At 68.4% G+C, this 24,758-nt stretch carries 23 protein-coding genes and 1 tRNA gene; 14 read left to right on the top strand and 10 right to left on the bottom strand.

Annotated features, from left to right (window positions below; genetic code table 11):
- Nucleotides 1–3: 3 nt before the first annotated feature.
- The 3 genes from VV02_RS18645 (at nt 4) to VV02_RS18635 (ending at nt 3,417) form a co-directional block, all read left to right on the top strand.
- Nucleotides 4–1,206, top strand: a complete 1,203-nt coding sequence (locus VV02_RS18645; protein ID WP_052593934.1) for a PrsW family intramembrane metalloprotease — start codon at nt 4–6, stop codon at nt 1,204–1,206.
- A 281-nt stretch (nt 1,207–1,487) separates the two neighbouring features.
- A complete protein-coding gene (locus VV02_RS18640; protein WP_169787717.1) occupies nt 1,488–2,171 on the top strand; it encodes a TetR/AcrR family transcriptional regulator in 684 nt (227 codons plus the stop codon).
- Nucleotides 2,164–3,417 (top strand): serine hydrolase domain-containing protein, encoded by a 1,254-nt coding sequence (locus VV02_RS18635; protein ID WP_083450274.1) that lies wholly within the window; start codon nt 2,164–2,166, stop codon nt 3,415–3,417. Before VV02_RS18640 ends, VV02_RS18635 begins: the two co-directional genes overlap by 8 nt.
- A 71-nt stretch (nt 3,418–3,488) precedes the next feature.
- On the opposite strand, the gene VV02_RS18630 is transcribed toward VV02_RS18635, so the two are convergent.
- Nucleotides 3,489–3,564, bottom strand: a tRNA-Arg gene (locus VV02_RS18630).
- A 143-nt stretch (nt 3,565–3,707) separates the two neighbouring features.
- On the opposite strand from VV02_RS18630, the gene efeU reads away from it, so the two are divergent.
- The 5 genes from efeU (at nt 3,708) to VV02_RS18605 (ending at nt 10,609) form a co-directional block, all read left to right on the top strand.
- A complete protein-coding gene (gene efeU, locus VV02_RS18625) occupies nt 3,708–4,574 on the top strand; it encodes an iron uptake transporter permease EfeU (RefSeq protein ID WP_052593930.1) in 867 nt (288 codons plus the stop codon).
- Nucleotides 4,571–5,734, top strand: coding sequence for an iron uptake system protein EfeO (gene efeO / locus VV02_RS18620; protein WP_052593928.1), 1,164 nt, complete (start codon nt 4,571–4,573; stop codon nt 5,732–5,734). Before efeU ends, efeO begins: the two co-directional genes overlap by 4 nt.
- A 21-nt stretch (nt 5,735–5,755) precedes the next feature.
- A complete protein-coding gene (gene efeB, locus VV02_RS18615; protein WP_052593926.1) occupies nt 5,756–7,069 on the top strand; it encodes an iron uptake transporter deferrochelatase/peroxidase subunit in 1,314 nt (437 codons plus the stop codon).
- A 64-nt stretch (nt 7,070–7,133) separates the two neighbouring features.
- Nucleotides 7,134–8,942 (top strand): ABC transporter, encoded by a 1,809-nt coding sequence (locus VV02_RS18610; RefSeq protein ID WP_245633130.1) that lies wholly within the window; start codon nt 7,134–7,136, stop codon nt 8,940–8,942.
- Nucleotides 8,939–10,609, top strand: a complete 1,671-nt coding sequence (locus VV02_RS18605) for a GTPase (protein ID WP_052593924.1) — start codon at nt 8,939–8,941, stop codon at nt 10,607–10,609. Before VV02_RS18610 ends, VV02_RS18605 begins: the two co-directional genes overlap by 4 nt.
- 7 nt (nt 10,610–10,616) lie before the next feature.
- Here VV02_RS18605 and VV02_RS18600 read toward each other — a convergent pair whose 3' ends face one another.
- Nucleotides 10,617–11,651: a S66 family peptidase gene (locus VV02_RS18600; RefSeq protein ID WP_218917441.1), complete on the bottom strand. Its 1,035-nt coding sequence runs from the start codon at nt 11,649–11,651 to the stop codon at nt 10,617–10,619.
- A gap of 179 nt (nt 11,652–11,830) precedes the next feature.
- Between VV02_RS18600 and VV02_RS18595 the strand changes: the two genes are divergently transcribed.
- Together VV02_RS18595 and ettA are read left to right on the top strand one after the other, a co-directional pair.
- The gene (locus VV02_RS18595; RefSeq protein WP_052593920.1) at nt 11,831–12,403 is read left to right on the top strand and encodes a single-stranded DNA-binding protein; all 573 of its coding nucleotides are present in this window, start codon (nt 11,831–11,833) and stop codon (nt 12,401–12,403) included.
- A gap of 71 nt (nt 12,404–12,474) precedes the next feature.
- The gene (ettA, locus tag VV02_RS18590; RefSeq protein ID WP_052593918.1) at nt 12,475–14,157 is read left to right on the top strand and encodes an energy-dependent translational throttle protein EttA; all 1,683 of its coding nucleotides are present in this window, start codon (nt 12,475–12,477) and stop codon (nt 14,155–14,157) included.
- A 114-nt stretch (nt 14,158–14,271) separates the two neighbouring features.
- On the opposite strand, the gene VV02_RS18585 is transcribed toward ettA, so the two are convergent.
- Entirely contained in the window at nt 14,272–14,892 is a 621-nt protein-coding gene (locus VV02_RS18585; protein ID WP_052597246.1) for a GNAT family N-acetyltransferase, read from the bottom strand.
- A gap of 77 nt (nt 14,893–14,969) precedes the next feature.
- Here VV02_RS18585 and pdxR point away from each other — a divergent pair, with 77 nt between their 5' ends.
- Entirely contained in the window at nt 14,970–16,415 is a 1,446-nt protein-coding gene (gene pdxR / locus VV02_RS18580; RefSeq protein ID WP_052593916.1) for a MocR-like pyridoxine biosynthesis transcription factor PdxR, read from the top strand.
- Between the two features lie 5 nt (nt 16,416–16,420).
- On the opposite strand, the gene VV02_RS18575 is transcribed toward pdxR, so the two are convergent.
- Entirely contained in the window at nt 16,421–17,359 is a 939-nt protein-coding gene (locus tag VV02_RS18575; RefSeq protein WP_052593914.1) for an epimerase, read from the bottom strand.
- A 22-nt stretch (nt 17,360–17,381) separates the two neighbouring features.
- Between VV02_RS18575 and VV02_RS18570 the strand changes: the two genes are divergently transcribed.
- Nucleotides 17,382–17,714, top strand: coding sequence for an NIPSNAP family protein (locus VV02_RS18570; protein WP_052593913.1), 333 nt, complete (start codon nt 17,382–17,384; stop codon nt 17,712–17,714).
- Nucleotides 17,715–17,741: 27 nt separating this feature from the next.
- Here VV02_RS18570 and VV02_RS18565 read toward each other — a convergent pair whose 3' ends face one another.
- Nucleotides 17,742–18,695, bottom strand: a complete 954-nt coding sequence (locus tag VV02_RS18565; RefSeq protein ID WP_052593911.1) for an acyl-CoA thioesterase — start codon at nt 18,693–18,695, stop codon at nt 17,742–17,744.
- Between the two features lie 50 nt (nt 18,696–18,745).
- Here VV02_RS18565 and VV02_RS18560 point away from each other — a divergent pair, with 50 nt between their 5' ends.
- Nucleotides 18,746–19,207 carry an acyl-CoA thioesterase gene (locus VV02_RS18560; protein WP_052593909.1) on the top strand — a complete coding sequence of 154 codons (462 nt, stop codon included), beginning with the start codon at nt 18,746–18,748 and terminating at the stop codon, nt 19,205–19,207.
- The gene (locus VV02_RS18555) at nt 19,204–19,842 is read left to right on the top strand and encodes a DUF8185 domain-containing protein (protein ID WP_052593907.1); all 639 of its coding nucleotides are present in this window, start codon (nt 19,204–19,206) and stop codon (nt 19,840–19,842) included. Before VV02_RS18560 ends, VV02_RS18555 begins: the two co-directional genes overlap by 4 nt.
- Here VV02_RS18555 and VV02_RS18550 read toward each other — a convergent pair whose 3' ends face one another.
- From VV02_RS18550 to VV02_RS18530, 5 genes are all read right to left on the bottom strand, one after another.
- Nucleotides 19,843–20,910, bottom strand: a complete 1,068-nt coding sequence (locus VV02_RS18550) for a hypothetical protein (RefSeq protein ID WP_052593905.1) — start codon at nt 20,908–20,910, stop codon at nt 19,843–19,845.
- Nucleotides 20,907–21,410, bottom strand: a complete 504-nt coding sequence (locus tag VV02_RS18545; RefSeq protein WP_052593903.1) for a SigE family RNA polymerase sigma factor — start codon at nt 21,408–21,410, stop codon at nt 20,907–20,909. Before VV02_RS18545 ends, VV02_RS18550 begins: the two co-directional genes overlap by 4 nt.
- A 55-nt stretch (nt 21,411–21,465) precedes the next feature.
- On the bottom strand, nt 21,466–23,265 hold the full coding sequence (locus VV02_RS18540; RefSeq protein WP_083450273.1) for a glycoside hydrolase family 13 protein: 1,800 nt from the start codon (nt 23,263–23,265) through the stop codon (nt 21,466–21,468).
- A 73-nt stretch (nt 23,266–23,338) separates the two neighbouring features.
- Entirely contained in the window at nt 23,339–23,731 is a 393-nt protein-coding gene (locus VV02_RS18535; RefSeq protein WP_052593901.1) for a globin, read from the bottom strand.
- A 12-nt stretch (nt 23,732–23,743) separates the two neighbouring features.
- Nucleotides 23,744–24,643, bottom strand: a complete 900-nt coding sequence (locus VV02_RS18530; RefSeq protein WP_245633128.1) for a mechanosensitive ion channel family protein — start codon at nt 24,641–24,643, stop codon at nt 23,744–23,746.
- Between the last annotated feature and the right edge of the window lie 115 nt (nt 24,644–24,758).

Raw genomic sequence — 24,758 nt, 5'->3', positions numbered from 1 at the left:
GCTATGAGTGGGGGAGGGATGACGCCTGCATCGGCGCCGTCCGAGGTCAGTCGCCAAGCCGTCGTACCGTCCAACGTCGCTCGCCGGCCGGTGCTGCGACGGTGGTTGCTGCTGGCCGCGCTCACGGTGATCTTCGGCCTGTGCGGGCTGCTGATGCTCGCCCTCGTCGGCGCCACCGCGGGGGTCACGGGCACGGTGCTGGGCGCCGTCCTGTCGATCGTCGTCGTGGGCATCGTGGTGCCAGTCTTCTTGTGGGTCGACCGGTTCGAGGCCGAGCCGGTGGGGATGCTGCTGTTCGCGTTCCTCTGGGGAGCCTGTGTCGCGACGCTGGGTGCGGCATTCCTCAATGACATCGGCGGTTACCTCTTGGGCGCCGGTGACGAGGGCAACTCGGTCGTCGCGGTCGGAGTCGCTCCCGTGGTCGAGGAGTGCCTCAAGGGCCTGGCACCGTTGCTACTGCTGGTGTTTCGTCGTCGCGAGATCGACGGCATCCTCGACGGCATGGTCTACGCCGGACTGGCGGCCTGCGGCTTCGCGTTCGTGGAGGACATCCTCTATCTCGCCAACGGTTACGCCGACGCGGGCGAGGACGGCCTCGTCGGGACGTTCGTCGTCCGGGTGCTGATGAGCCCGTTCGCGCACCCGATGTTCACGATCTGCACGGGCATCGGCATCGGGATCGCTGCGACCTCGCGCTCGGCGCTCGCGCGCTGGCTGGCGCCGCTGGCCGGCCTGGTCTGCGCCATCATCCTGCACAGCCTCTGGAACGCCGCGGCCGTCGTGAGCGCCGGCGGCTGGCTGCTCGTGTACGTCGTCGTCCAGGTGCCGCTGTTCCTCACCTTTGCCGCTCTGCTCGTCTGGGCACGCAAGCGCGAGGCACGGCTGATCGGGGTGGAGCTCAGTCCGTACGCCGACCGCGGCTGGCTGACGTACGCCGAGGTCGCGATGCTCTCGTCCATGCCCGAACGTCGCTACGCCCGTGGCTGGGCGGACACGCATGGGGGCAAGGCGAGCAAGCGGCAGATGCACGAGTTCCAGGACGCCGCGTCCGAGCTGGCGATGTTGCGCGCTCGCATCAATCGTGGGCAGGCGGACCAGGCGGCGTTCGACGAGGAGCGCTCGCTGCTCGACCTCATCACGGCCCGCCGGCAGCAGTTCCTCGGGACGGCGATCTACCGCAAGTTCGAGGTCCTCGGGCACCTGTGACCGGCGGGCGCAGGCGCTAGGAGACGCGATGGACCCGGCGCTGGAGCGCGGTCGATGAGGTGGTCGAGACCGACGAGCTGTGGGTCCTGCGGATCAAGCCGGCCGGCATCATGCGGCCTGCGTCGTCAGTCCCTTACGCCAGCTGGCGGCGTTCCTGGCCAGCCGCGGCCTCATTGCAGCGCGGCGCTGACCCGAGTGAACGCTCAGTCGCGCTAGTTGGCTGGCCTATCCCATGTGTCATCATTGATGACATCACCGATGACGTCGAGGGTGAGGCAGACATGGTTACGGGCCAGGGACGGGCGGTGCGGTTGTCGCCGGAGCTGATTGTGGACGCGGCCGTGCGGATCGCGGCACGGGCGGAGCCGGACGGGCTGACTGGACGAGCTCTGGGAGAAGAGCTGGGTGTGGATCGGTCGGCGGTGTGGCGGCATTTCGCGGACCGGGACGCGCTGCTGCTTGCTGTGGGTGACCGGTTGATGGCCATGGCTCTGGAGCGGATGCCCGACGGACTGGGCCCGAGAGAGGTCCTGCAGGAGCTGGCTCGCTCCTTGGTGCAGGTCTTCGAGGCCCACCCGTACGTCGGTGCGGCCGTCGCGTCCCGGACCACCCGCGGCCCGGGGGAGTTCGCCGCGATGGAGACGATGCTTGCGGCACTTGCCGAGCTCGGTCTGGACGAGAGCAATGTGGCTCGGTACCAACGGATGCTCGCCGACACCGTGCTGGCATACGCGGGCATGCGTGCCGGGTGCGCCGCGCTCCCGCACGACGTGCGCGACGCCGACGAGCACGCATGGGCCGGGACGTACGCCACCCTGTCTCCTGAGCGTTATCCGGCCATTGCCAGACATCTGCCCCACCTGGCCGCACAGGACGACGAGGCCGTCTTCCAGACGCTGATGGAAGCGTTCTGGCTGGCCGTTGACGCAACCGCCCGCTCCGCCTCCAGGGACGCCGATGTCTGATCAGCGCCCCGCCGCCGACCCCGCCTCGCGGGCGTCCGCGCCGAGCGATAGCGCCTCTGCCACCTCGGGGACAGGGAGGCTGTGGGAGCGGCGCGCGCTACGGCGCACCCTGATCGGGGTGCCGGTGGCGCTTGGCGCGCTGGTGGCCGGTTCCTACGCGGCCACCGCGCTGCTCGACATCCCGTCCCCGCCCACGCTGGTGCGGCTGCTGACCACCAAGCCCTCGCAGCAGGGCGACCTGTTCGCCACCCGCACGATCCCTGCCTCAGCCGCACCGGCACCTCTGCCCGTCCACGACGAGCCGCTTCCTGCGACCGTGCCGTGGAAGGGTCGCAGGGTACCCGTCGATCAGTTCTTGGCCACCACGCACACCGACGCCTTCCTTGTCCTCAGGGACGGCCGGCTGACGCACGAGTGGTACGGCGACGGGGTCGGGCCCACCACTCGTCTGCCCTCCTGGTCAGGGGCCAAGTCGGTGGTTTCTTTGCTCGCTGGGCAGGCCATCGAGCAGGGCAGGCTCCGGGAAGACGACCGGCTGGTCGACATCCTGCCCCAGCTGAAGACCGGCACGGCGTACGACGCCATCACGGTGCGCGACCTGCTCGACATGACCTCAGGCGTGGACGTTCCGGAGAGCTACAACGAGTACTTCCCACTGACCGGCACCGCCCGGATGTACCTCTCTCGTGACCTGCCTGCCTTCGCCCGCGACCATCGCGGCCTGGAGTTCCCGCCGGGCAGTCAGGGTGCGTACCGGAGCATCAACACCGAACTCCTGGGACAGGTCCTGGCCAAGATTCAAGGCCGACCGTTGGCCGACCTCCTGGCGAACAACATCTGGGCACCGATGGGCGCACAAGACAGCGCCACCTGGAACCTCGACGACGACAACGGCCATGAGAAGGCGTTCTGCTGCATCAACGCCACTCCCCGTGACTACGCCAAACTCGGCCAGCTCGTCCTGAACGATGGCAGCGCCCAGGGCAGACAGATCGTCCCTCGGGCATGGATCGAGCGCATCGCCACCCCAGCTCCTCACAAAGTCGACGGCTGGGGCTACTCCGCGCAGTGGTGGCATCCACCAGGCGGTAACGGCAAGGACTTCTCCGCCCTCGGCGTGTACGGGCAGTACGTCTATGTCGACCCCGTGAGCAGGACCGTCGTGGTGAAGCTCAGCGATCACGGGGACGAGCAGGACGAGCAGGAGACCTTCGACGTCCTACGCGCAATCGCCCAGACCGGCTGACCTGTGCCTGATTGGGCCGTATCCCGCTCCGGTCTCTCACTGAAACAGACCGACGCCCGGGCCTATCCGTGTGGCACCCCCGGCAGGAATCGAACCTGCGACCCAGTCATTAGAAGTGACTCGCTCTATCCGCTGAGCTACGGGGGCGTGCGCCCGCCGTCACGGCGGGCAGCCACAGTGTAGGGAAAGCCGACGCTGCGCCGAGGTTGCATCAGGTGCGGCGCTGTGGAGTATCGTTCGTGCGCGGTAAGGGGTGCCTTGCCTAATGATCGAGCGAAATCGGACCCACTGTGCTGGCGAACTACCTGATCGGCCTCCGCGAGGGACTGGAAGCGTCCCTCGTCGTCGTGATCCTTGTGGCCTACCTCGTGAAGTCGGGCCGCAAGGAGCTGCTGCCGCGCATCTGGCTCGGTGTCGCGGCGGCCGTCGCGGTGTCCCTCGGGTTCGGCGCGCTGCTCACGTGGGGTCCCAACGGCCTGACCTTCAAGGCTCAGGAAGCGCTCGGCGGCAGCCTGTCGATCGTTGCGGTTGCCTTCGTCACCTGGATGATCTTCTGGATGGCGCGCACGGCGCGAACCCTCTCCAGCGAGCTGAAGGGCGCGGTGGACAAGGCGATCGAGGGCGGGCGATGGAGCCTGGTCCTGGTCGCGATCCTGGCTGTCGGGCGTGAGGGTCTGGAGACCGCGCTCTTCCTGTGGGCCGCGACCAGCGCGGCGACACGTGGCGAGGGGTCCAGAACCGATCCGCTCATCGGCGCCGCACTCGGCCTCGCCACAGCTGTCGTCCTCGCCTGGCTGGTCTACAAGGGTGCGCTCAAGCTCAACCTCAGCAAGTTCTTCACCTGGACCGGCTACTTCCTGGTCCTGGTCGCGGCAGGCGTCCTGTCGTACGGCGTGCACGACCTGCAGGAGGCCTCCATCCTGCCCGGCCTGTACGACCTGGCCTTCGATGTGTCCGCCACGATCAAGCCCGACTCCGTGATCGGCACCGTGCTCAAGGGCACCCTCAACTTCTCTCCCGCCACGACCAAGCTCGAGCTCGGCGCGTGGCTGCTCTATGTCATCCCGGTGATGGCCCTGCTCATCTGGCAGGTCCGCAGCAACAACAAGTCCATGAAGTCCGCGTCATCTGCGGCGAAGAAAGAGGTCGCGGCATGAGCCGTCGTACGTTGTCCCTGGCTGTGGCCGCCCTCGTCGCGGTTGGTCTTTCCGGCTGTACGTCGAACGAGCCGACCAAGGACTCCAGCTCCGGCTCGGGCAAGCTCGCGGTCAGCTCCACGACCGACAAGTGCGAGCTGTCGACCAAGGAGGCGCCCGCGGGCAACCTGGTCTTCAACGTCACCAACAAGGGCACCAAGGTGACCGAGTTCTACCTGCTCGGCGAGGACGGCCTGCGGATCGTCGGCGAGGTCGAGAACATCGCGCCCGGCCTGTCGCGTGACCTCGTGGTCCGCGCGCCGGCCGGCAAGTACTTCACGGCGTGCAAGCCGGGCATGGTGGGCAAGGGCATCCGGTCGGACTTCACCGTCACCAAGTCCGACGCCAACCTCGAGCCCACCGGCGACGACAAGGTCCTGGCCGACAACGCGAGCACGCAGTACGGCTCGTACGTCAAGGACCAGACCGAGCAGCTGCTCACTCAGACGACGACCTTCGTCGGGCTCTACAAGTCCGGCAAGGACGACGAGGCCCGCAAGCTGTACGCCGACGCCCGGATGCACTGGGAGCGGGTGGAGCCGGTGGCCGAGTCCTTCGGCGACCTCGACCCCAAGATGGATCTGCGCGAGGCCGACCTGGAGCCCGGTCAGAAGTGGACCGGCTGGCACCGCATCGAGAAGGACCTGTGGCCGCCGAAGTCCGGCTACACCAAGCTGACGCCGACCGAGCGCACCACGATCGCCGACCAGCTGCTGAAGGACACCAAGACCCTCTACACCCGCACGCGCACCGCGAAGTACCCCACCGACAAGATCTCCAACGGCTCCAAGGAGCTCATGGACGAGGTCGCCACCGGCAAGGTCACGGGCGAGGAGGAGAAGTGGTCGCACACCGACCTCTGGGACTTCCAGGCCAACGTGGACGGCGCGCGGATCGGCTTCGAGGGCGTACGCCCGATCGTCAAGAAGAAGAACGCCGCACTTGACTCGAGCATCGCCACCAAGTTCACGGCGCTCCAGAAGCTGCTCGACAAGCACAAGAAGGGCACCGGCTTCAAGCTCTACAACGAGCTGACGCCGGCTGAGATCAAGGAGCTGTCGACCGGGGTCAACGCGCTCTCGGAGCCGTTGTCCAAGCTGACCGCTGCTGTCACGCTCTGAGTCTGAGGGAGGTTCGTGACCATGTCCGAAGAGCAGCCGACTGACGGCGAGCAGGTCTCTGCTGACCGCGGGCGCCTGAGCAGGCGCCGGATGCTTGGTCTGACCGGCACGGGTGCGGCCGTCGGGGCCGCCACCTTTGCCGGCGGTCTGGGGATCGGTCGGGCGACGGCTGCCGAGCCTGCGGCGCCGCCCACGGGCACGTCACGGACCTACCCGTTCTACGACGCCCACCAGGCCGGCATCGTCACGCCGGCGCAGGACCGCCTGCACTTCGCAGCATTCGACGTGACGACGACGTCACGCGAGGAGCTGGTCACGCTCCTGCAGGCCTGGAGCCTGGCCGCCGCAGAGATGACCCAGGGGCGGCCCGCGCAGGCGGAGGAGACGTCGTACGACTCCCCGGCGGCCGACACCGGCGAGGCCGACGGTCTCCCCGCCTCGGGTCTCACCCTGACGTTCGGCTTCGGGCCGTCGCTCTTCCGGGACGCGCAGGGCAAGGATCGGTTCGGGATTGCGGATCGTCAGCCGAAGGAGCTCAAGCGGCTCCCACACTTCCCGTCCGACAACCTCAACCCCGTCCGGTCGGACGGCGACCTGTGCGTCCAGGCGTGCGCGGACGACCCGCAGGTGGCTGTGCACGCGATCCGCAACCTGTCGCGAATTGCGTTTGGTACAGCGGAGATTCGCTGGTCCCAGCTCGGCTTTGGTCGTACGTCCTCGACCTCCAAGGCGCAGACGACGCCTCGCAACCTGTTCGGCTTCAAGGACGGCACCGCCAACCTGAAGGCCGAGGACACCAAGGACGTCGACACCCACGTGTGGGTCGGCGGTCAGGACGATCCGGCGGCTGCCTGGATGACTGGCGGGTCCTTCCTGGTGACGCGGCGGATCAACATGCACATCGAGACCTGGGACCGGACGTCCCTGCGCGAGCAGGAGAACATCATCGGTCGCGACCGGCCGCATGGTGCGCCGCTGTCCGGAGGCACGGAGTTCTCGGAACCGAACTTCACCGCGACCGGCCGCGCGAAGGAGCCGCTGATCGCGATGGACTCCCACGTACGTCTGGCGCACCCGACCACCAACAAGGGCGCGGCCATGCTCCGCCGGGGCTACAACTTCACGGACGGCAACGACGCGCTGGGTCGGCTGGACGCGGGTCTGTTCTTCCTGGCCTATGTGCGACGGCCCTCGACGCAGTACATCCCGATGCAGATGCGGATGTCCCGTGAGGACACGATGATGGAGTACGTCCAGCACACTGGGTCGGCGTTGTTCGCCGTTCCTCCGGGTGCGAAGCAGGGCGGCTACATCGGTCAGAACCTCTTTACCTGATCGGGACCAAACCGACCGCGCGCCAACTTGGTGCCACGGCGGCCGACAAGGAATGCTGGGGCCCGTGCCAGCGAAGCCGTCCGGACAAGGTTCGGCTCGAATCAGCTCTGGGGAGCCAGCAATCGCATCTCGAGGTGGAGCGAGTCCGGCGGGCGCTGTCGCCGGCGTCGACCCGGACACTGCTGCACTCGAAGCCGCGGTCCGTGAGCTGCGTGGGGCGGTCCACGACAGTGCGTTGCCGGTGCGGCTCGACGGCGTGCAGGACAGTCGTCGAGACCGAGTCGAGTTGCTCAACCAGCTCGACGACTACATCCTTCCGCGGCTGACGTCCTTGGACGCGCCCCTGCTGTGCGTGGTCGGCGGTTCGACCGGCGCGGGCAAGTCGACTCTCGTCAACTCCGTGGTCGGAGATGTGGTCTCCCGCGCAGGCGTGCTGCGCCCGACCACGCGAGCCTCAGTGCTGATCCATCATCCGGGCGACGCATCGTGGTTCAGCACCGATCGGGTGCTGCCCGGCCTGGCTCGCCTGAGTGGTGGACCTTCGACCGAGGAGGACCCGGGCCAGCTGCGCCTCGTGGCTTCGCCGCACATTCCCCAGGGGCTCGCCCTGCTGGATGCGCCTGACATCGACTCGGTGGTCGAGGCCAACCGTGACCTGGCCCGCCAGCTGCTGTCCGCCGCTGATCTGTGGCTCTTCGTCACCACCGCAGTCCGCTACGCCGATGCGGTGCCGTGGCAGCTGCTGCGTCAGGCCACCGATCGCGGTACGTCCGTGGCGATGGTCCTCAACCGAGTGCCCGTCGATGCGATGGAAGAGGTGCGGGCCGATCTGGCTCAGATGCTGATCCAGCAGGGCCTCGGCCAGTCGCCGGTCTTCGCCGTGCTGGAGAGCAGACTCGATCCCGAGGGTTTGCTCCCGCGATCCGAGGTCACCCGAATTCGTTCTTGGATCACGTCTTTGGCGGCTGACGCGCATGCACGCGCAACGGTCATCCGTCGCACGCTCAACGGCGCCCTCGACTCGCTGTCCGGCCGCGCGAGCGCCCTGGCCGAGGCGTCCGACGCGCAGGTCTCAGCGGTCAGCACCCTTCGCTCGATCTCGGCCGACGCCTATCAGCGGGCGCGTGATGAGGTCGAGGAGGGCATGAACGACGGCTCATTGCTGCGGGGCGAGGTGCTGGCCCGCTGGCAGGAGTTCGTCGGCACAGGGGAGTGGTTCCGCCAGCTGGACGCCGGCGTCGGCAAGGTCCGCGACCGGGTCACGGCTGCGTTCCGCGGCCGCGGACGAGCGGTCCCCACGGGCGAGCTCGGTGACGCCCTGCACACCGGTGTCGCGGCGCTGGTCGCCTCGCATGGCGAGTCGGCGGCGTTGTCGGTCGCGCGGCAGTGGCGTACGCATCCGGGCGGCACCGACCTGATGGCGGCGCATCCCGAGATGGCCCGGGTATCAGGCGAATTCGACGCACGAGTCCAACAGCTCGTGCGTGCGTGGCAGGGAGAGGTGCTGGAGCTGGTGCGCGGTGAGGCGGGCGGACGGCGTACGACAGCGCGTTTCCTGGCGTTCGGCGTCAACGGGATCGCGGTGATGCTGATGCTCGTCACGTTCACCGCGACTGCGGGTCTGACGGGCGCCGAGATCGGCATCGCCGGTGGCTCTGCGGTCGTGGCACAACGGCTGCTGGAGGCGATCTTCGGTGACCAGGCGGTGCGTACCCTCGCGTCCAAGGCGCGGCAGCTGTTGCTGCAACGGGTGGATCAGCTCTACGCGGCCGAGCAGGCGCGCCACGAGCAGGTCCTGTCGACGGTCGTCCTCGACCCGAGTGCGCCGGCCCGACTGCAGTCGGCCATCGGTGCGCTGAAGGCCGCTCGATGAGCCCGCTGCGCAAGCTGCTGTGGGGCGGCGAGAAGCTCACATCGACGGTGTCGCAGGACGACTTGATCACGCGCAACAGCGCCCTGACGGCAGCGCTGGAGGCGGGCGGCCCGCACTTCCCGGCTGACGCGGTCACAGCTGCGTCGGGCGTACGCGCCAAGGTCGATGAGCGTACGGCCGTGCTCGGCACCCGCACCGTCGCGGCACTCGCGGGTGCGACCGGCAGCGGCAAGTCGAGCATCTTCAACTACCTCGTCGGCGAGCCGGTGTCGCGCATCGGCGCCCGTCGGCCGACGACCGCGCACCCGTCGGCGGCAGTGTGGGGCGGCGAGCCGAGCGCGGGACTGCTGGACTGGCTCGAGATCGACGCACGCCATCAGGTGCCGGACGGCCTGCCGCAGGCCGACGAGCTCGACGGACTCGTGCTGATCGACCTGCCCGACTTCGACTCGCGCGTCGTGGCGCACCGTGAGGAGGCCGACCGGGTCCTGGACCTGGTCGACGTCTTCATCTGGGTGACCGATCCGCAGAAGTACGCCGACGCGGTCCTCCACGACGACTACGTCCAACGGCTGGCTACGCACGACGCGGTCACCTTGGTCGTCCTCAATCAGGTCGATCGGTTGCAGCCCGCCCAGGTCGATGAGTGTGCCGCCGACCTGCAAGCCCTCATGCGGCGTGACGGTCTCGGCGATGCCAAGGTCATCCCGACGTCTGCTGTGACCAGCACCGGCTTGTGGGAGCTGGCGAGCGAGCTGGCCCGTGTCGTCCAGACGCGCAACGCCGCCGAGCAGCGGCTGCTGGGAGATCTGCGATCGCAGGCGCGTTCGCTGCGCGCCCACGTCGGCGATCAGGAGCTGTCCCTCCCACCGGACGCCAGCCCGGATCTGGTCGACGCGCTCAGCCACGCCGCCGGCGTACCTCTGGTGGCAAGCGCCGTGGAGCGTGACTACCGGCAGAGCGCGGCCCGCCACATGGGCTGGCCCTTCACCCGCTGGACGACGGGACTGCGCGCCGCGCCTTTGCGGCGGCTGGGCCTGGATCGAGTGGTCGACGACGGCACCCCAGGTCTGACGCGCAGCGACGCTCGCGTCCTGACAGGCCGTACGTCCCTCCCGCCGGCCACGCCAGCCGCCCGGGCGGCCGTCGAGGTCTCGACCCGTCGCCTCGCCGAACGGGCCGCCGCAGGCTTGCCTCCATCCTGGGCGGAGGCGGTGCACGATGCCGCGACGCCTGATGACGGCTCCATGGTCGACGCACTCGACCAAGCCGTGCTGTCGACGCCGCTGCAGACCGGAAAGCCTTGGTGGTGGACGGTCTTCGGCATCCTGCAGTGGGTCTTCGCGGCTGTCGCGGTCGCCGGTCTGGTGTGGCTGCTGGTCCTCATGGTGGCCGGCTGGGCGCAGCTGTCCATCGACGCACCGAAGTGGGGTTGGCTCCCGATCCCCTTGCTGATGCTCGTCGGCGGGGTCGTCGTCGGGCTCCTGCTGGCGGCCCTGGCTCGCTGGCTGGCCGCCCGTGTGGCGCGCCATCGCGCGCAGGTGGCGAGCCGACGGCTGCACGAGGCGGTCACCACGGTGGCCGACGACCATGTGGTCGCGCCGGTGCGGGCGGTGCTGGAGAAGCACCGTCGGGTGCGCGAGGCGCTCGACGCGGCCGCCGCCTGAGCGGGTCTCAGTACTCCACGGCGATGGTGCCGGCGCCCGGATCGATACGGCAGCGGCCGCCGTACGGCATGACGAGCTGTGGGTCGGTGTGGCCGAAGTCGACATCGAGCACGACCGGGACGTCGGGGGAGTACTCGCTCATGGCCCGTAGCACCGCCGCGTGCTGTGCCTCGACGTACGCCGTGCGCTCGTTCGGCGTCGTCTGTCGACCGATCTCCCAGGCCTTGGCGCGACCCATCAGCAGCGCGCTGAAGCGCTGCAGCAGCCCGCGCTCGCCGAGACACATGAGCACCTCGTAGACATAGGCGTCGCTGGGCATCTCCTCGGAGGTCTCCAGGAACAGCACGCGCCCGTCGTAGTCCTCGTCGGGGCGGAGCCAGCGTGCGGTTCGGATCTGCCAGTCGATGATCTCGAAGCAGCCACCCCACAGGCGCCCTTCGACCTGCTGGTTGGCGCCATGCCACTGCCAGCCTGTGCCAGGGAACAGCTCCGGCTCTTCTTCGAGGTGCTTCGGCTCTGCCCAGTCCTTGCCCATGTCCGTCCAGCCGTCAGCGGGGCGTAGGTCGTACCAGCCGCCTTCGAACAGTGCGGCGCGCAGGGCTTCCATGCTGTGCGGGCTGGTAGAGCCGTAGCGGCCGAGCACGGTCATCACGGTGCCGCCGTAGTAGGAGACGATGCCGAGCCCGTCGAGGAAGACGCAGAGGTTGGTGTTGTCGCTGAGCCCGTAGAACGGCTTGGGGTTGGCCCGGATCAGGTCCGCGTCCAGGTGAGGAAGCACCTTGATCTGGTCGTTCCCGCCGATGCTGGTGAGGATCGCCGAGATGGTCGGGTCGGCAAAGGCGGCGTTGATGTCGGCGGCGCGATCGGCTGGGCTCGCGCCCCACTGGCGCGTGGTGGGGTACTCGACGGGCACCAGGCCGAGCTCGTCGCGCATCCGCTGCAGGCCGAGGTCGAACGGCGCAGGCAGCTTGGCCGGGAGCGCCGCTGCCGGTGAGAGGACCGCGACGTGGTCACCATGCGAGGGGCGCGGCGGAGTCATCATCGTTCCAACGTAGTGCGCTGAACCTGCTGGTAGCCAAGGGATTTGGCTGTCCACAACCCCTAAGGCGAGGTCTCGACGATCCACAGCGCGGGCGTACGTCCTGGGCCGGTCGCGCAGGCTCGCCGCAGGATCGGGACGAACCCGTCGAGCGACGGGACATCGCCAGAGAGGTGCGAGAGATGATCAAGACCCAGGTGACGATCGTGGGCAACGTGGTGGCGGATCCCGAGATGCGTCCGACCCGCAAGGGCGAGCCCTTCGCGTCCTTCCGGATCGCGGTCAACGGCAGGAAGAAGGACCCGGACACGGGTGTGTGGCTCGATCGAGAGGCCAGCTTCTACAGCGTCGCGGCGTTCAACGCGCTGGGCATCAACGTGCTCAACTGCATTCGCAAGGGCGAGCCGGTGGTGGTCTCCGGTGACCTGCGCGTCCGCGAGTACACCGGTCAGCACGGCGAGAGCCAGCGGTCGATCGAGATCACCGCCGAGCACGTCGGTCACGACCTGCGAGCCGGCCGGGCCTCGTTTGCGCGGGTGTCGCGGCCGACGCTGGACGGCATCGACGACGACGTGACCGCCGCCGAGGGCGGCCGTGGGTGGTCTGCCGCCGCCTGGTCCGGCTCGACTCCGCCGTCCTCGACCGAGGACCCGATGACCGCGCCGATGAGTGGCGCGGACACCGCGCAGGAGGAGGAGCGGACGTCGTACGACGAGGAGCGGGACTACGTCGACGTCACTCCGAAGGCCTCCTGAGACGGGCCGGGGCGGCCCCGCCGGCCACCTCGATTCGGCGGGGCGCCATGGCCACAGATAGCCTTCCCCGCATGGCCGAGTTCATCTACACCATGACCAAGGCCCGCAAAGCCGTCGGCGACAAGGTCATCCTCGATGACGTGAGCATGTCGTTCTTCCCTGGAGCCAAGATCGGCGTCCTGGGTCCCAACGGTGCGGGCAAGTCCACCATCCTGAAGATCATGGCCGGCCTTGACCAGCCCTCCAACGGCGAGGCCCGGCTGTCCGACGGCTACGACGTCGGCATCCTGCTGCAGGAGCCGCCGCTGAACGAGGAGAAGGACGTTCGCGGCAACGTCGAGGAGGGCCTGGGCCAGATCAAGACCGACCTGGACAGGTTCAACGCGATCTCCGAAGAGATGGCTCAGCCGGACGCCGACTTCGACGCGCTCATGGAAGAGATGGGCAAGCTCCAGGAGAAGATCGACAACGCCGACGCCTGGGACCTCGACTCCCAGCTCGAGCAGGCCATGGATGCGCTGCGCTGCCCGCCGGGTGACGCGGACGTGACCGTGCTGTCCGGTGGTGAGCGTCGTCGCGTTGCGCTGTGCAAGCTGCTGCTGGCCAAGCCCGACCTGCTGCTGCTCGATGAGCCGACCAACCACCTCGACGCCGAGTCGGTCCTGTGGCTCGAGCAGCACCTGGCTGCCTACAAGGGCGCCGTCCTCGCCGTGACGCACGATCGGTACTTCCTGGACCACGTCGCGCAGTGGATCTGTGAGGTCGACCGCGGCCGGCTCTACCCGTACGAGGGCAACTACTCCACCTACCTGGAGAAGAAGCAGGAGCGCCTCACCGTCCAGGGCAAGAAGGACGCCAAGCTCGCCAAGCGCCTGAAGACGGAGCTGGAGTGGGTTCGCTCCAACGCCAAGGCTCGCCAGACCAAGTCCAAGGCGCGCCTGGCGCGTTATGAGGAGATGGCTGCTGAGGCCGACCGCACCAAGAAGCTGGACTTCGAAGAGATCCAGATTCCGCCAGGCCCGCGTCTGGGTGCTCAGGTCATCGAGGTCAAGAACCTCAAGAAGGGCTTCGGCGACCGGGTCCTCATCGAGGGCTTGTCGTTCACGCTGCCGCGCAACGGCATCGTCGGCGTCATCGGCCCCAACGGTGTGGGCAAGACGACGCTCTTCAAGACCATCGTCGGCCTGGAGGACGCGGACGGCGGCGAGGTCAAGGTCGGCGAGACGGTCAACATCAGTTACGTCGACCAGAGCCGTGGCGGTATCGACTCCGAGAAGACCCTGTTCGAGGTCGTCTCCGACGGCCTCGACTACATCAAGGTCGGCCATGTCGAGATCCCCTCGCGTGCCTACGTCTCGCAGTTCGGCTTCAAGGGTCCGGACCAGCAGAAGAAGGCCGGCGTGCTGTCCGGTGGAGAGCGCAACCGCCTCAACCTCGCGCTCACCCTCAAGCAGGGCGGCAACCTGCTGCTGCTCGATGAGCCCACCAACGACCTGGACGTCGAGACGCTTGGTTCGCTGGAGAACGCACTGCTGGAGTTCCCCGGATGCGCGGTGGTCATCAGCCACGACCGGTGGTTCCTGGATCGGGTCGCGACGCACATCCTGGCTTACGAGGGCACGGAGGAGAACCCGTCCCAGTGGTACTGGTACGAGGGCAACTTTGAGGCGTACGAGGAGAACAAGGTCGAGCGGCTCGGTGCGGACGCCGCGCGGCCGCACCGCGTGACCCACCGCCGCCTCACCCGCGACTGAGCCTGACCGCCGACGACTACCCCGCTCATAGGGTCACTTCCCGGGGTGAGATGACTGGTCATCTCACCCCGGGAAGTGCACGTTTGGGCGGGGTGGTGCGGGGAATGCGTCCCCTCATGCCTGGACGGGCGCCGGGATGCGGTGGCGCAAGCGGTGCTCGAGGTTGGCTCGCACGGTCGGCCACTCCGCCCGCAAAATCGAGAAGAGCACCGCGTCGAGCAGCGCCCCGTTGCGGTAACGCCGGTTGGCCCGAAGCACGCCGTCCTGCTTGGCGCCCAGTCGTTCGATGGCCTGGCGGGACTGCAGGTTGACCCACTGGGTTCGCAAGCCGACGCACTCACAGCCGAGCGTGTCGAAGGCGTGCTCCAGCAGCAGCAGCTTCGACTCCGGGTTCGAGCCGGTGCCGTGCGCTGACTGCCGGTTCCAGGTGTAGCCGATCTCGAGTCGCGGCACCTCGGGGTCGATGTCGTAGTAGGTCGTCATCCCGAGTACGACATCGTCGGCCTGGCGGATCGCGGTGAACGGAAGCATCTCTCCCTTGTCCTGCAACGCGATTCGCTTGTCAATCTCGGCGGCCATGTCCTCGGGACGGGGGATCGAGGTGTACCAGCGGTCCGACATGTCACCGTCGTTGACTGCATCGACCAGGCCGTCATGGTGGTCGTGAGAAAGGGGTTCGAGGCGAACCAAGTGACCGGTGAGAGTGACCGGAGACAGGGGAGTCGTCATGAGCATGGTGTCCATCGCACCTGATTTCCGGCTTGAACGCACGGCCAGTTAGTCGAGTTCATGCAGACCACTATGGTGATCGCATGGCTCGTACTGCTCGCGTGAGCTCCCTTCTCGTCGATGCTGAGGCCGCGGCGACCCCTGATGGCCTCGGTGCGGCGATCGTCGGCGAGATTGCTGTGGGCCGGCTCGGCGTTGGTGACCCGCTGCCCTCGAGCCGAGCCCTGGCGGGCGACCTCGGAGTTGCCCGATCGCTGGTTGTCACGACGTACGACGCGCTCGCCGCCGCAGGCATCATCACGGTCGCGGCCGGCTCGGGAGCCGCGGTCGCGGTCACGGCCGATGTGGCCGCCGCGTCATTGGGAGTCGGCACAGCCCCCCAGCATCAACGAGAACCGTTGCAGCCCAGACTGGTTCGTCCGCAGCGCATCCCGCCGGCACGGCTTCGATTCAACCTCTCGCCCGGCGCGCCGGACGTCACGCTGATCCGCGAGGCCGACTGGCGGCAGGCGTGGAGGGCCGCATCTCAGACGGTGCCCGACCTCGACTGGTACCACCCGATGCAGCACCCAGAGCTCGAGCAGGCGCTCGTCACCCATCTGCGGCGGACGCGTGGGATCCCGGTCGAGCAGCGTGAGGTCATCATCTTCCCTGGCGTGTCAGCGGCGATCCAAGCCATCGTGCACGCACTGGAGCCGCAGCGCGTGGCGATGGAGGACCCGGGTTACCCGCTGGCTCGAATTCCGTTGCAGCAGAACGTCGCTCGTGTCGATCTCATTCCGGTGGACGCGGGCGGCCTCTGTGTCGACGCGCTGTCTGCTCAGGACCTGGCCTACGTCACGCCGGCTCATCAGTTCCCGCTGGGAGGGCGCCTCTCGGCCGTACGACGCGAACAGCTCCTGCGGTGGGCAGATCGGGAGGATGCCGTGATTGTGGAGGACGACTTCGACGGCGAGTATCGCCACGACGCAACACCATTGGGCCCGCTCCGGTCGATGAGCGGCGGCGCCGACCGGGTCGCCTACATCGGTACGGCCTCCAAGATCCTCACCCCGCACCTCCGCCTCGCGTGGGCAGTCGTGCCTGGCTGGATGGCCGATGCCGTACGCGTCGCAGGAGGTGCGCTCCGGCTCGACGCGAGCCGCGTGGCGTCCATGGCCCTCGCGCAGATGATCAGCAGCGGCAACCTGTCTCGTCACCTGGCCCGGGCGCAGCGCACCTACGCCGCTCGTCGCCGGCGGCTGGTCGACGCGCTGCATGCTTCCCTGCCGCACGTCGAGGTGCTCGGAGTGGAGGCAGGCATCCACGTCGCGGTTCGTTGGGAGGACTCGTCCGTGTCGGACGTCGACGCCGTCGAGGAGCTCGCGGCACGAGGCATTGTCGTGGCCGCGCTGAGTGAGTACGCCGTCAGCCATCCGGTCAACGGCCTGCTCCTCGGCTACGCGCAGCTCCCGGAGACCGGGGCGCAGGCTGCCGTCCACGAGATCGCTGATGCACTGAAAGGCGTTGGCCTCGCACCGAATTCGTAGAAGACCTAGCCGAGCAGGTCGGCGAGAGCCTTGTCCAGGGTGGGATAGGCGTACGACCAGTCCAGGTCGCGCAGTACATCCGACGTGCAGTGCCGGCCGGTGAGACCGAGCGCCGGATCAGTGCGGAGCGCGACCGCTCCCAGGCGGACAAGTGGGGGCGGCGACGGGAGGCCGATCCGGCGGTGGGTCGCTCGGCGCAGGGTGGCCATGAGCTCGGTGTTGCGCACGGGGTGCTCGCTGGACACGATCACCGGTCCGGACGGCAGCGTCACGTCCGACTCCAACCCGAGAGCCGCCCGGACCACGGCCAGCCAGTCGGCGATGTGGATCCAGCTGACCCACTGGCGGCCGGTGCCGACCTTGCCGCCCGCGCCGAGCCGGGTCAGCAGCAGTAGCCGATCCAGCACGGGCGATCCACGCTCCAGGACGAGCGAGGTTCGCAGAATGACGAGATGCGCGCTGTTGGCGTCGACGACCGCCTGCTCCCACGGTCGCGCGACCCCGGTCATCTGCGGCAGCCCATCTGGGATGGGGGACGACTCCGTAATCCGGTCCTCGCCCGCATCGCTGTAGATCGCCGTCGTCGATGCCTGCACCCAGTGCTCCAGTGGCGGCACCTGCTGGCTGGCGGTCACCAACGCCTGCGTGGATTCGACACGGGAGGCCCGCAGGTCGGCAATGTTGGCCGGCGTCGGTCGGACATCGACGAGCCGGCCGGCGAGGTTGACCAAGGCCACCGGTCGGTCCGCGTCCTCCAGCTCGGCGACCCAGGCCCCGACCGTACGACCGTCCCAGCCGACCTCGCGGTACGGCGCGTCACTGCGGGGCGACCGGGTCAGCACCACGACCTCGTGTCCCCGGGAGGTGAGGTCGGCTGACAGGGCCCGGCCGAGGGTGCCGGATCCACCGGCGATGACGACCTTGAGAGGGCGAGACGTGCTCATGTCGGCACTCTAGGCTGGCCGCGTGATCCTTGAGATTCGCACCTACCGCCTGCATCCGGGCACCCAGCAGGAGTTCGTCCGCGTGATGCGTGAGGAGGCCTTTCCGCTGCTTCGCGAGCGGGGTATCCGCATCGTGGCGGGTGGCCCGTCCCTGGTCGCCGAGGACGGCCATGAGGAGGCGTACCTGATCCGCGCCTTCGACAGCCTCGAGCAGCGTGACGTACAGGAGGACGGGTTCTACAGCAGCACGCCGTGGCATGACGGTCCGCGAGAGGCCATCCTGTCCAGGATCGTCGACTTCCACACCATCGTCATCGAGGCGTCCGAGCAGGCTGTCGAGGCGCTCACTTCATAGAGCCAATGCCGTTGCAGCGCAACGGGATTACTCCTTTAGCCGGACCATTCCCTCCTGGGCTACCGTGGCCACAAGAGTGCCGTCAGCAGAGAACATCTTGCCCATCCCGAGGCCGCGGCCCCCGGACGCGGAGGGCGACTCCTGCTGGTAGAGCACCCACTCATCTGCCCGGACCGGCCGGTGGAACCACATGGCGTGGTCGAGGCTGGCCGCGCGGATGCGACGGTCCGCCCACGGCAGACGATGCTTGCGCAGGATCGACTCCAGGAGTGTGTAGTCAGACCCGTAGGCGAGCACGGCAGCGTGCAGCAGCGGGTCGTCGGGCAGCCGCTTCCCGGCACGCATCCAGACGTTCTGATGGGCCGCGGCCTGCTCGCCGGCCTGGAGGTAGATGCTGCCCTCGACATGGCGTACGTCGATCGCGCGTCGGTTGGACCAGTGCTCGGCCATGGGGTGATCGATGTGGCCGAGCTCGTCGGCCACCGTGGGGAGGCGGTCCGGCGACGGCGCGGCCGGCATCTGTGCCTGGTGGTCCAGACCTTCGGCCGGCGTCTGGAAGGACAGGATCATCGACAGGATGACCTGCCCGTGCTGCAGCGCGTGAACCCGACGGGCCGAGAACGACCCACCGTCGCGCAACCGCTCGACCGCGAACCTGATGGGCTGCAGCGAGTCGCCGGGCCGCAGGAAGTAGCCGTGCAGCGAGTGCACGAAACGGGGGGTCTCGCCCTCGCCCTGCGCCACCGTCTTGCCGGCCGCGATGATGCACTGGGCGAGGACCTGCCCGCCGAACACCCGCCCGTGCGGCTGCGGCTGGCTCTGCCCGACGAAGATGTCGGCCGCACTGTCACCGAGGTCGGCCTCCTCACCGCCGGGGCCGGCGTCGACGTGGATACGCGCCTCGCCGACGGGCTGCAGGTCCAGGGTCTTGATCAGATCGTCGACCGGGTCCGGCAGGGGAACGGATGCATCTGGGGTCACGCTCCGGACTCTAGCGAGCGTCCGGCGAGAGTCTTGTCATGATGGGGACCATGCCGCTTCGCCCGTACTACGTCGACGTCCCCCTCCGCTGGTCGGACATGGATGCCCTGCGCCATGTGAACAATGTGCAGTTCGTACGCCTCCTCGAGGAGGCCCGCGTCATCGCGCTGCGCGAGTGGTTCCGCGAGTCCGACGGTCGCACCCGCCACCCGCAGCTGCTCATAGCCCGGACCGAGATCGACTACGTCCGCCAGCTGAAGTACCGCCCGGAGCCGATCGTCGTGGCGATCTGGGTGAGCAAGATCTCCGGCGCCTCGTTCGACATCGGCTACGAGGTGCAGGCATCCCGTGACGCCGACGCGGAGGTCTACGCGGCCGCGGAGTCGACCCAGGTCGCCTTCGACATGGAGACGCAGCGGCCCGTCCGGATCGCCGCGCACGACCGACTGCTGCTCGAGAAGGTCCAGGGCGAGCCCGTCTCCCTCAAGCGACGTCCGGTCGGCCACCTGTGACTGCGCTTCAGCTCGCGGACCGCGAGACGGTCGCCGACCTCACGACCTACGTCACCCGCGCCCGCGCGCTCGACACCGACGGAGCGATCCGGCTCCAAGCGAGTGGTACGACGCTCGCAGCCTGGGTGGGCGTGCTGCGTGGGCGGGGCATCACCGGCCAGGGCACGGTCGTCGGGCTGCGCGCGCTGGAGCTGGCGGAGCCGGCGGAAGTCGACTCCGTCGTACCCCTGCCCGCAGTCAGTGACCGCCTTGCCCGAATCGCGGACGACGACACCGCGCTCGACGTCCCGCCCATGACCGTACGAACCAGCTGGGCGGCCGTGTCGCCGCCACGTGCGGGGTGGCATCCGATCGCGGAGATCGACATCAAGCTGCTGAGCACCGTTGCGGCCGAAGGCATCTCGCAGATTGCCCAGGGCGCCCCTGAAGGTTCGGGTGCGGTCGCCGTCGAGACCCTGCGCCAAGAGGTGTGGGGGCAGGCGATGCCCCTCACGGGCGCCGCCGACGGCCTGCCGGCGGGAGTCGCCTTTGGCGCGTACGCCCTCGGTTTCCTGACCGGCGAGGTCGCCCAGGTCTACACGGCCGCCCGCTGGTTCCGTGTCACCACACTCGGCGGCCACGTCCTCGTCCGCTGATCAGAACTTCGGACCTGGGTCGAGACCCATCCGCCACGTGGCGCGAGCGTCGAGGCCGATCGGGGTCACCCTCACCGTCAGGGTCTGGCCCTCAGAATCGGGCGCCTCAGTGACATCCACCGACATGTACTCCACGGGTTGCCACACCGTCAGGACTCCGCCCTGGCACTGCGTGGTGGGTTCGCGCGACTTGCATGGATCGATGACGTGGCCATTGACCTCAATGCGGTATCGCCCACGCGGGGCTGAAAGGTACATCGTCGCGATGCTGTACGTCGTGACCTTGGCGGTGTGACTTTGGCGGCCGCCAACGGGACTGGACATCGTGACGCTGACTGGTGGACGTGTCTTCCGGGTGACTGAACTGGCCTTGTTAAAGGGGAACTGGCCCCAAGGGACATAGTCATAGATGCCGAGCTCAGCAGTCGGTCCGAGTTCAGCCGGAGGCGCCACCCGAACGGATTTGGTGCTGGATGGAAGGACGAACATCGTGATTGCGGCGTCGTCATATGAGCTGGATCCCAGCGTGCGGAAGCAGGTCCGGTCACCTCCTCCAAGCTCATGTCCGGTGGCGTCGTACAGCTTCATGACTCCGTGAGCAGAGGCTTGGCGACTCGTGCAACCGACTGCGATGGCGCGCCCGTTGCGGACATTGCGGTTCAGCTCGAGTGGTGTCGCCGCGGCGAACGTCTTGGCCCTCGTTGTCGGCACGGACCAGATGTCCTTCAGGACGAGTCCGTCCTGGTAGAGCGGCAGGCCAAGGGTACGGGCCCGCGTCTCGAGTGTGCCTGGAGCAGGCCCCGTCTCCGCCGCAGTACCGCGCGACGCTGAAGGCGGGCCTGGGGTTGCGGGCATCGTCGAGTCGCCGCCGGGGCGTACGGCCAGACCCCAGACGGTTGCGAGAGCGATGACGAGCGCGGCAGCAGCCGCCACCGCCGCGCCTTGAACGTGGCGTCGATGCGTCACCTTCGACTCAACCCCGGCGACGGTTCGCGCGGCTGGCAGATCGGGAGCCGCGTCCGCGTAGGACTGCATCGAGCTCTTCAGGTCCTCGGGCGACAAGGTCATCGCGTGCTCCCTTCCGTGGAGTCCGAGAGGTGATCTGAGTCGCGGAGCGTGGCCAGTCCGCGGGAGGCGTGGGACTTCACGGTGCCCGTGCTGACGCCGAGCGAGTCCGCGATCTGCTGCTCGCTGAAGTCGTGGAAGTAGCGCAGGACGAGCACCGCAAGTTGCTTTCGAGGAAGAGCCGCCATCGCGCGGACAACGCTGTCCTGCAACGCAATTCGCTCGGCCGAGTCAGCACCGGTTGCGAGCTCGGGGAGCGTCTGGGTGGGAGTCTCTCCGGTCCAGCGACGGCGGCGGTCCCGATAGAACTGATGCGCCATGACCTTGCGCACGTAGGCCTCGGGCGCATCGAGCTTGTGCCACCGCGGCCACGCCTTCGCCAACGCCGTCTGGACCAGGTCCTCGGCCAGCTGCGCATCCTGCGTGAGCAGCATCGCCGTACGCCGGAGCGCGAGTCCCCGTGCCGCCACGAAGTCGGCGAAACCCTCCGGCTCGCGTCTCATGAATGTCCCCTCATACCCAGGAGGAGGCCCTGGCCGTCACGCCAGGTTGTCATCTCTACGAGGCGAGTTGGATCCAGGCGGTCGTGTCGGGCGGCAGGCGGTCCCCGTCCAGCGGCTCGCTGGACACCAGCACGGTGGCACCGGCTGGGAGCGCAACGGGACTGTCGCCCAGGTTGGCGATCACGGTCACGTCGCCACCCGGTGCACCGTTGACGACCGACACCACGGAACCCCCCTCGTCGGTGAAGGACAGCGAACCCTGACCCAGCCGCAGCTCGCGTCGCAGGCGCAGCATCGCCCGGTACAGCTCGAGCGTCGAGCCGTCCACGCCATCCTGCTGGTCGACGGCGAGTGCCGCGTAGGAGTCGGGCTGGGGGAGCCAGGTGCGCTCCGAGGGTCCGAAACCGTACGACGGTGCGTCCCGCGCCCAGGGCATAGGCACCCGGCACCCGTCGCGCCCGCGCTCGGTGTGTCCCGAGCGCTCCCAGGTCGGGTCCTGGCGAGCATCGTCAGGCATCTCGGTGTGGTCGGGGAGTCCGAGCTCCTCGCCCTGGTAGAGGTAGGCGCCACCGGGGAGGGCGAGCATGAGCGCCGTCGCAGCCCGCGCACGGCGCAGACCGAGGGCGGCGTCCGGCTGAGCGTCGCCGACGCCGATGCCGTTGGGCCGCCTGGTACCGGCGGGCAGACCGAGGCGCGAGGCGTGGCGTACGACGTCGTGGTTGGACAGCACCCACGTGGTCGGCGCGCCGACCGAGTCGTTGGCGGCGTACGACGATGTGATGACCTGGCGCAAGGACTCGGGGCTCCACTCGGCCTCGAGGAAGTCGAAGTTGAACGCTTGGTGGAACTCCGTCGGACGGACGTAGCGAGCCGCACGCTCGGCCGGCGTCACCCACGCCTCCGCACACATGATGCGGTCGGCGTCGCTGGAGTGAGTTGCGTTGTAGGAGTTGAGGATTCGCCGCCACGACTCGTAGATCTCGTGTACGCCGTCCTGGTCCCACATCGGTGCGCGACGTCGCGGTCGGGTGTCCTGGGCCTCGGCGGTCCCGCTGCCGAGCATGCTCTGGTGCTCGGACCAGTTGGGCAGGCCCTGCTCCTTGATGAGCCCGTGCGCCACGTCGACCCGGAAGCCGTCGATGCCGCGGTCGAGCCAGAACCGCAGGATCGACTCGAACTCCTCGCGGACCTCGGGCAGCTCCCAGTTGAGGTCAGGCTGCTTGGGGTCGAACAGGTGGAGGTACCACTGGCCGGGCGTCCCGTCCGGCTCTGTCACCCGGGTCCAGGCCGGCCCGCCGAACACACTCTCCCAGTCGTTGGGCGGCTGCGACCCGTCCGGGCCAAGACCCTCGCGGAAGACGTAGCGCTCGCGCTCGGGAGAGCCGGGAGCAGCGGACAGCGCCGCCTGGAACCACACGTGCTCGTCCGAGGTGTGGTTGGGCACGAGGTCGACGATGACCTTGATGCCGAGCTCGTGCGCCCGGGCGACCATCGCGTCGGCGTCGGCGAGCGACCCGAAGACGGGATCGATGTCGCGGTAGTCGGCGACGTCGTACCCCGCGTCGGCCTGCGGTGAGACGTAGAACGGCGACAGCCAGATGGCGTCCACGCCGAGGTCGCGCAGGTAGGGGAGTCGCCCGATGATCCCGGGCAGGTCGCCGACGCCGTCACCGTCACCATCAGCCCAGGACCGCGGATAGATCTGGTAGATCACCGCGTCGCGCCACCATGCCGCGCCGTCGGGAGTGCCGGTGTGGACAGTGCGGACCGCAGGCTGGGCGGACGTGGTCGTCTCAGTCACCCATCCAGTCTGAGGCAGCGGACCGGTCGCTGTCGAATCGATTCGACCACGCATCTCGACGCGAGGGATAGTGCGGTGGAGCGCACGCTTCCTCAAGTCGTACGACGGCCGGTGACCGGTCGCGAGATCAGGTACTGGGTTCCTCGTCGAGCTGGTTCACCAACGAGTACGCCGCGCGCGTGAGGTAGTCGCGCAGCACCAGGTCGTGCGACTCATCCAGGTCGAGGGTGTCGACGGCGGCCATCATGTGCAGCAGCCAGCGGTCCCGCTGGTCGGGCGTCACCGCGAACGGCATGTGCCGCATCCGCAGCCGAGGATGGCCGCGCTGCTCGGAGTAGGTCGTCGGCCCGCCCCAGTACTGCTCGAGGAACATCAGGAAGCGCTGCTCGGCCGGCCCGAGGTCCTCATCGGGGTAGAGCGCGCGCAGCGGCGGGTCTCCGGCGACCCCCCGGTAGAACTCGTGCACGAGCTTGGCGAACGTCTCGTGTCCGCCGACCTGGTCGTAGAACGTGTCGGTCACGGCGACAGTCTCTCAGCCGGGCGCCGGTGCCTCCGGGCCGCCGTACGCCGCGAAGCCGGGTCCGCGGACTCCCGCCCTGTCGAGGGCGACCTTCGAGCGCTCACGCAGCTCGCGCGAGACTGAGAAGTTCTCGTTGGGGGCGCACTTCGCGATGATCCGGATGGTCATGACTCCGCCGGCTACCGACTCGACGCCGGCAACCTCCGGGACCTCGAGCAGCCGGTCCTTCCATGGCTCTTCCTGGTTGAGGGTCGTCGCGACCTCTCGCAGGACCGTGAGGACGGTCTCGATCGGCTGGTCGTACGCGACCGGGACGTCAACCACCGCGGTGGACCAGCCCTGTGACCGGTTGCCGATCCGGATGATCTCGCCGTTGCGGATGTACCAGACGACTCCGCTCGCATCGCGTAGCCGGGTGATCCGCAGCGACACCTCCTCGACCGTGCCGACTGCCTCGCCGGTGTCGATGACGTCGCCCACGCCGTACTGGTCCTCGGCGATCATGAAGATGCCGGACAGGAAGTCCTTCACCAGACTCTGCGCACCGAAGCCGAGCGCGACACCGCCGACACCCGCGGACGCCATCAGCGGGGCGAGAGGGACACCGATCTCGGCCAGCAGCGTGAGCGCTGCGACCGTGAACACCACGATCGTGGTCACCGATCGCAGGATCGAGCCCATGGTCGCCGCCCGCTGGAGCCGACGCTGGTCGTCCAGGCCGGTTGCCTGACGCAGCACCCTGGTGGCGCGGCCGCTCTGGGCCGAGGGCCGGCGTTGCTCCATAGCGAGCACGGCGCGGCCGATCATGCGATGGATCAGCCAGCGGATGACGATGGCGCCCAGGACAATGCCGATCACCATCAGCGGGCGCCCGTGCGCGTTCTCTGATCCGTTCCACCAGTCCCAGCTCATCGGGCCATCCTCCCAACCCATCTGTACGCCGGTCGCCCCGCCACGTCATCTCGCGTCTGGACGGGTGCTCTGCGACACTCGGAGCAGCCCTACCCGCCGTCTGCGAAAGCAGGAT

It is taken from the genome of Luteipulveratus mongoliensis (assembly GCF_001190945.1).
In the GTDB taxonomy this organism is placed as follows: domain Bacteria; phylum Actinomycetota; class Actinomycetes; order Actinomycetales; family Dermatophilaceae; genus Luteipulveratus; species Luteipulveratus mongoliensis.
Note: the sequence above shows the minus strand (reverse complement) of the source record. Positions and strands in the feature narration are given on the sequence as shown.

Bases quoted from the DNA above. Each gene is read 5' to 3' on its own strand.
- VV02_RS18645 (WP_052593934.1), top strand. From the start codon at position 4: ATGAGTGGGGGAGGGATGACGCCTGCATCGGCGCCGTCCGAGGTCAGT.
- VV02_RS18640 (WP_169787717.1), top strand. From the start codon at position 1,488: ATGGTTACGGGCCAGGGACGGGCGGTGCGGTTGTCGCCGGAGCTGATT.
- VV02_RS18635 (WP_083450274.1), top strand. From the start codon at position 2,164: ATGTCTGATCAGCGCCCCGCCGCCGACCCCGCCTCGCGGGCGTCCGCG.
- efeO (WP_052593928.1), top strand. From the start codon at position 4,571: ATGAGCCGTCGTACGTTGTCCCTGGCTGTGGCCGCCCTCGTCGCGGTT.
- efeB (WP_052593926.1), top strand. From the start codon at position 5,756: ATGTCCGAAGAGCAGCCGACTGACGGCGAGCAGGTCTCTGCTGACCGC.
- VV02_RS18605 (WP_052593924.1), top strand. From the start codon at position 8,939: ATGAGCCCGCTGCGCAAGCTGCTGTGGGGCGGCGAGAAGCTCACATCG.
- VV02_RS18600 (WP_218917441.1), bottom strand. From the start codon at position 11,651: ATGATGACTCCGCCGCGCCCCTCGCATGGTGACCACGTCGCGGTCCTC.
- VV02_RS18595 (WP_052593920.1), top strand. From the start codon at position 11,831: ATGATCAAGACCCAGGTGACGATCGTGGGCAACGTGGTGGCGGATCCC.
- ettA (WP_052593918.1), top strand. From the start codon at position 12,475: ATGGCCGAGTTCATCTACACCATGACCAAGGCCCGCAAAGCCGTCGGC.
- VV02_RS18585 (WP_052597246.1), bottom strand. From the start codon at position 14,892: ATGCTCATGACGACTCCCCTGTCTCCGGTCACTCTCACCGGTCACTTG.
- pdxR (WP_052593916.1), top strand. From the start codon at position 14,970: ATGGCTCGTACTGCTCGCGTGAGCTCCCTTCTCGTCGATGCTGAGGCC.
- VV02_RS18575 (WP_052593914.1), bottom strand. From the start codon at position 17,359: ATGAGCACGTCTCGCCCTCTCAAGGTCGTCATCGCCGGTGGATCCGGC.
- VV02_RS18560 (WP_052593909.1), top strand. From the start codon at position 18,746: ATGCCGCTTCGCCCGTACTACGTCGACGTCCCCCTCCGCTGGTCGGAC.
- VV02_RS18550 (WP_052593905.1), bottom strand. From the start codon at position 20,910: ATGACCTTGTCGCCCGAGGACCTGAAGAGCTCGATGCAGTCCTACGCG.
- VV02_RS18545 (WP_052593903.1), bottom strand. From the start codon at position 21,410: ATGAGACGCGAGCCGGAGGGTTTCGCCGACTTCGTGGCGGCACGGGGA.
- VV02_RS18540 (WP_083450273.1), bottom strand. From the start codon at position 23,265: ATGCGTGGTCGAATCGATTCGACAGCGACCGGTCCGCTGCCTCAGACT.
- VV02_RS18530 (WP_245633128.1), bottom strand. From the start codon at position 24,643: ATGAGCTGGGACTGGTGGAACGGATCAGAGAACGCGCACGGGCGCCCG.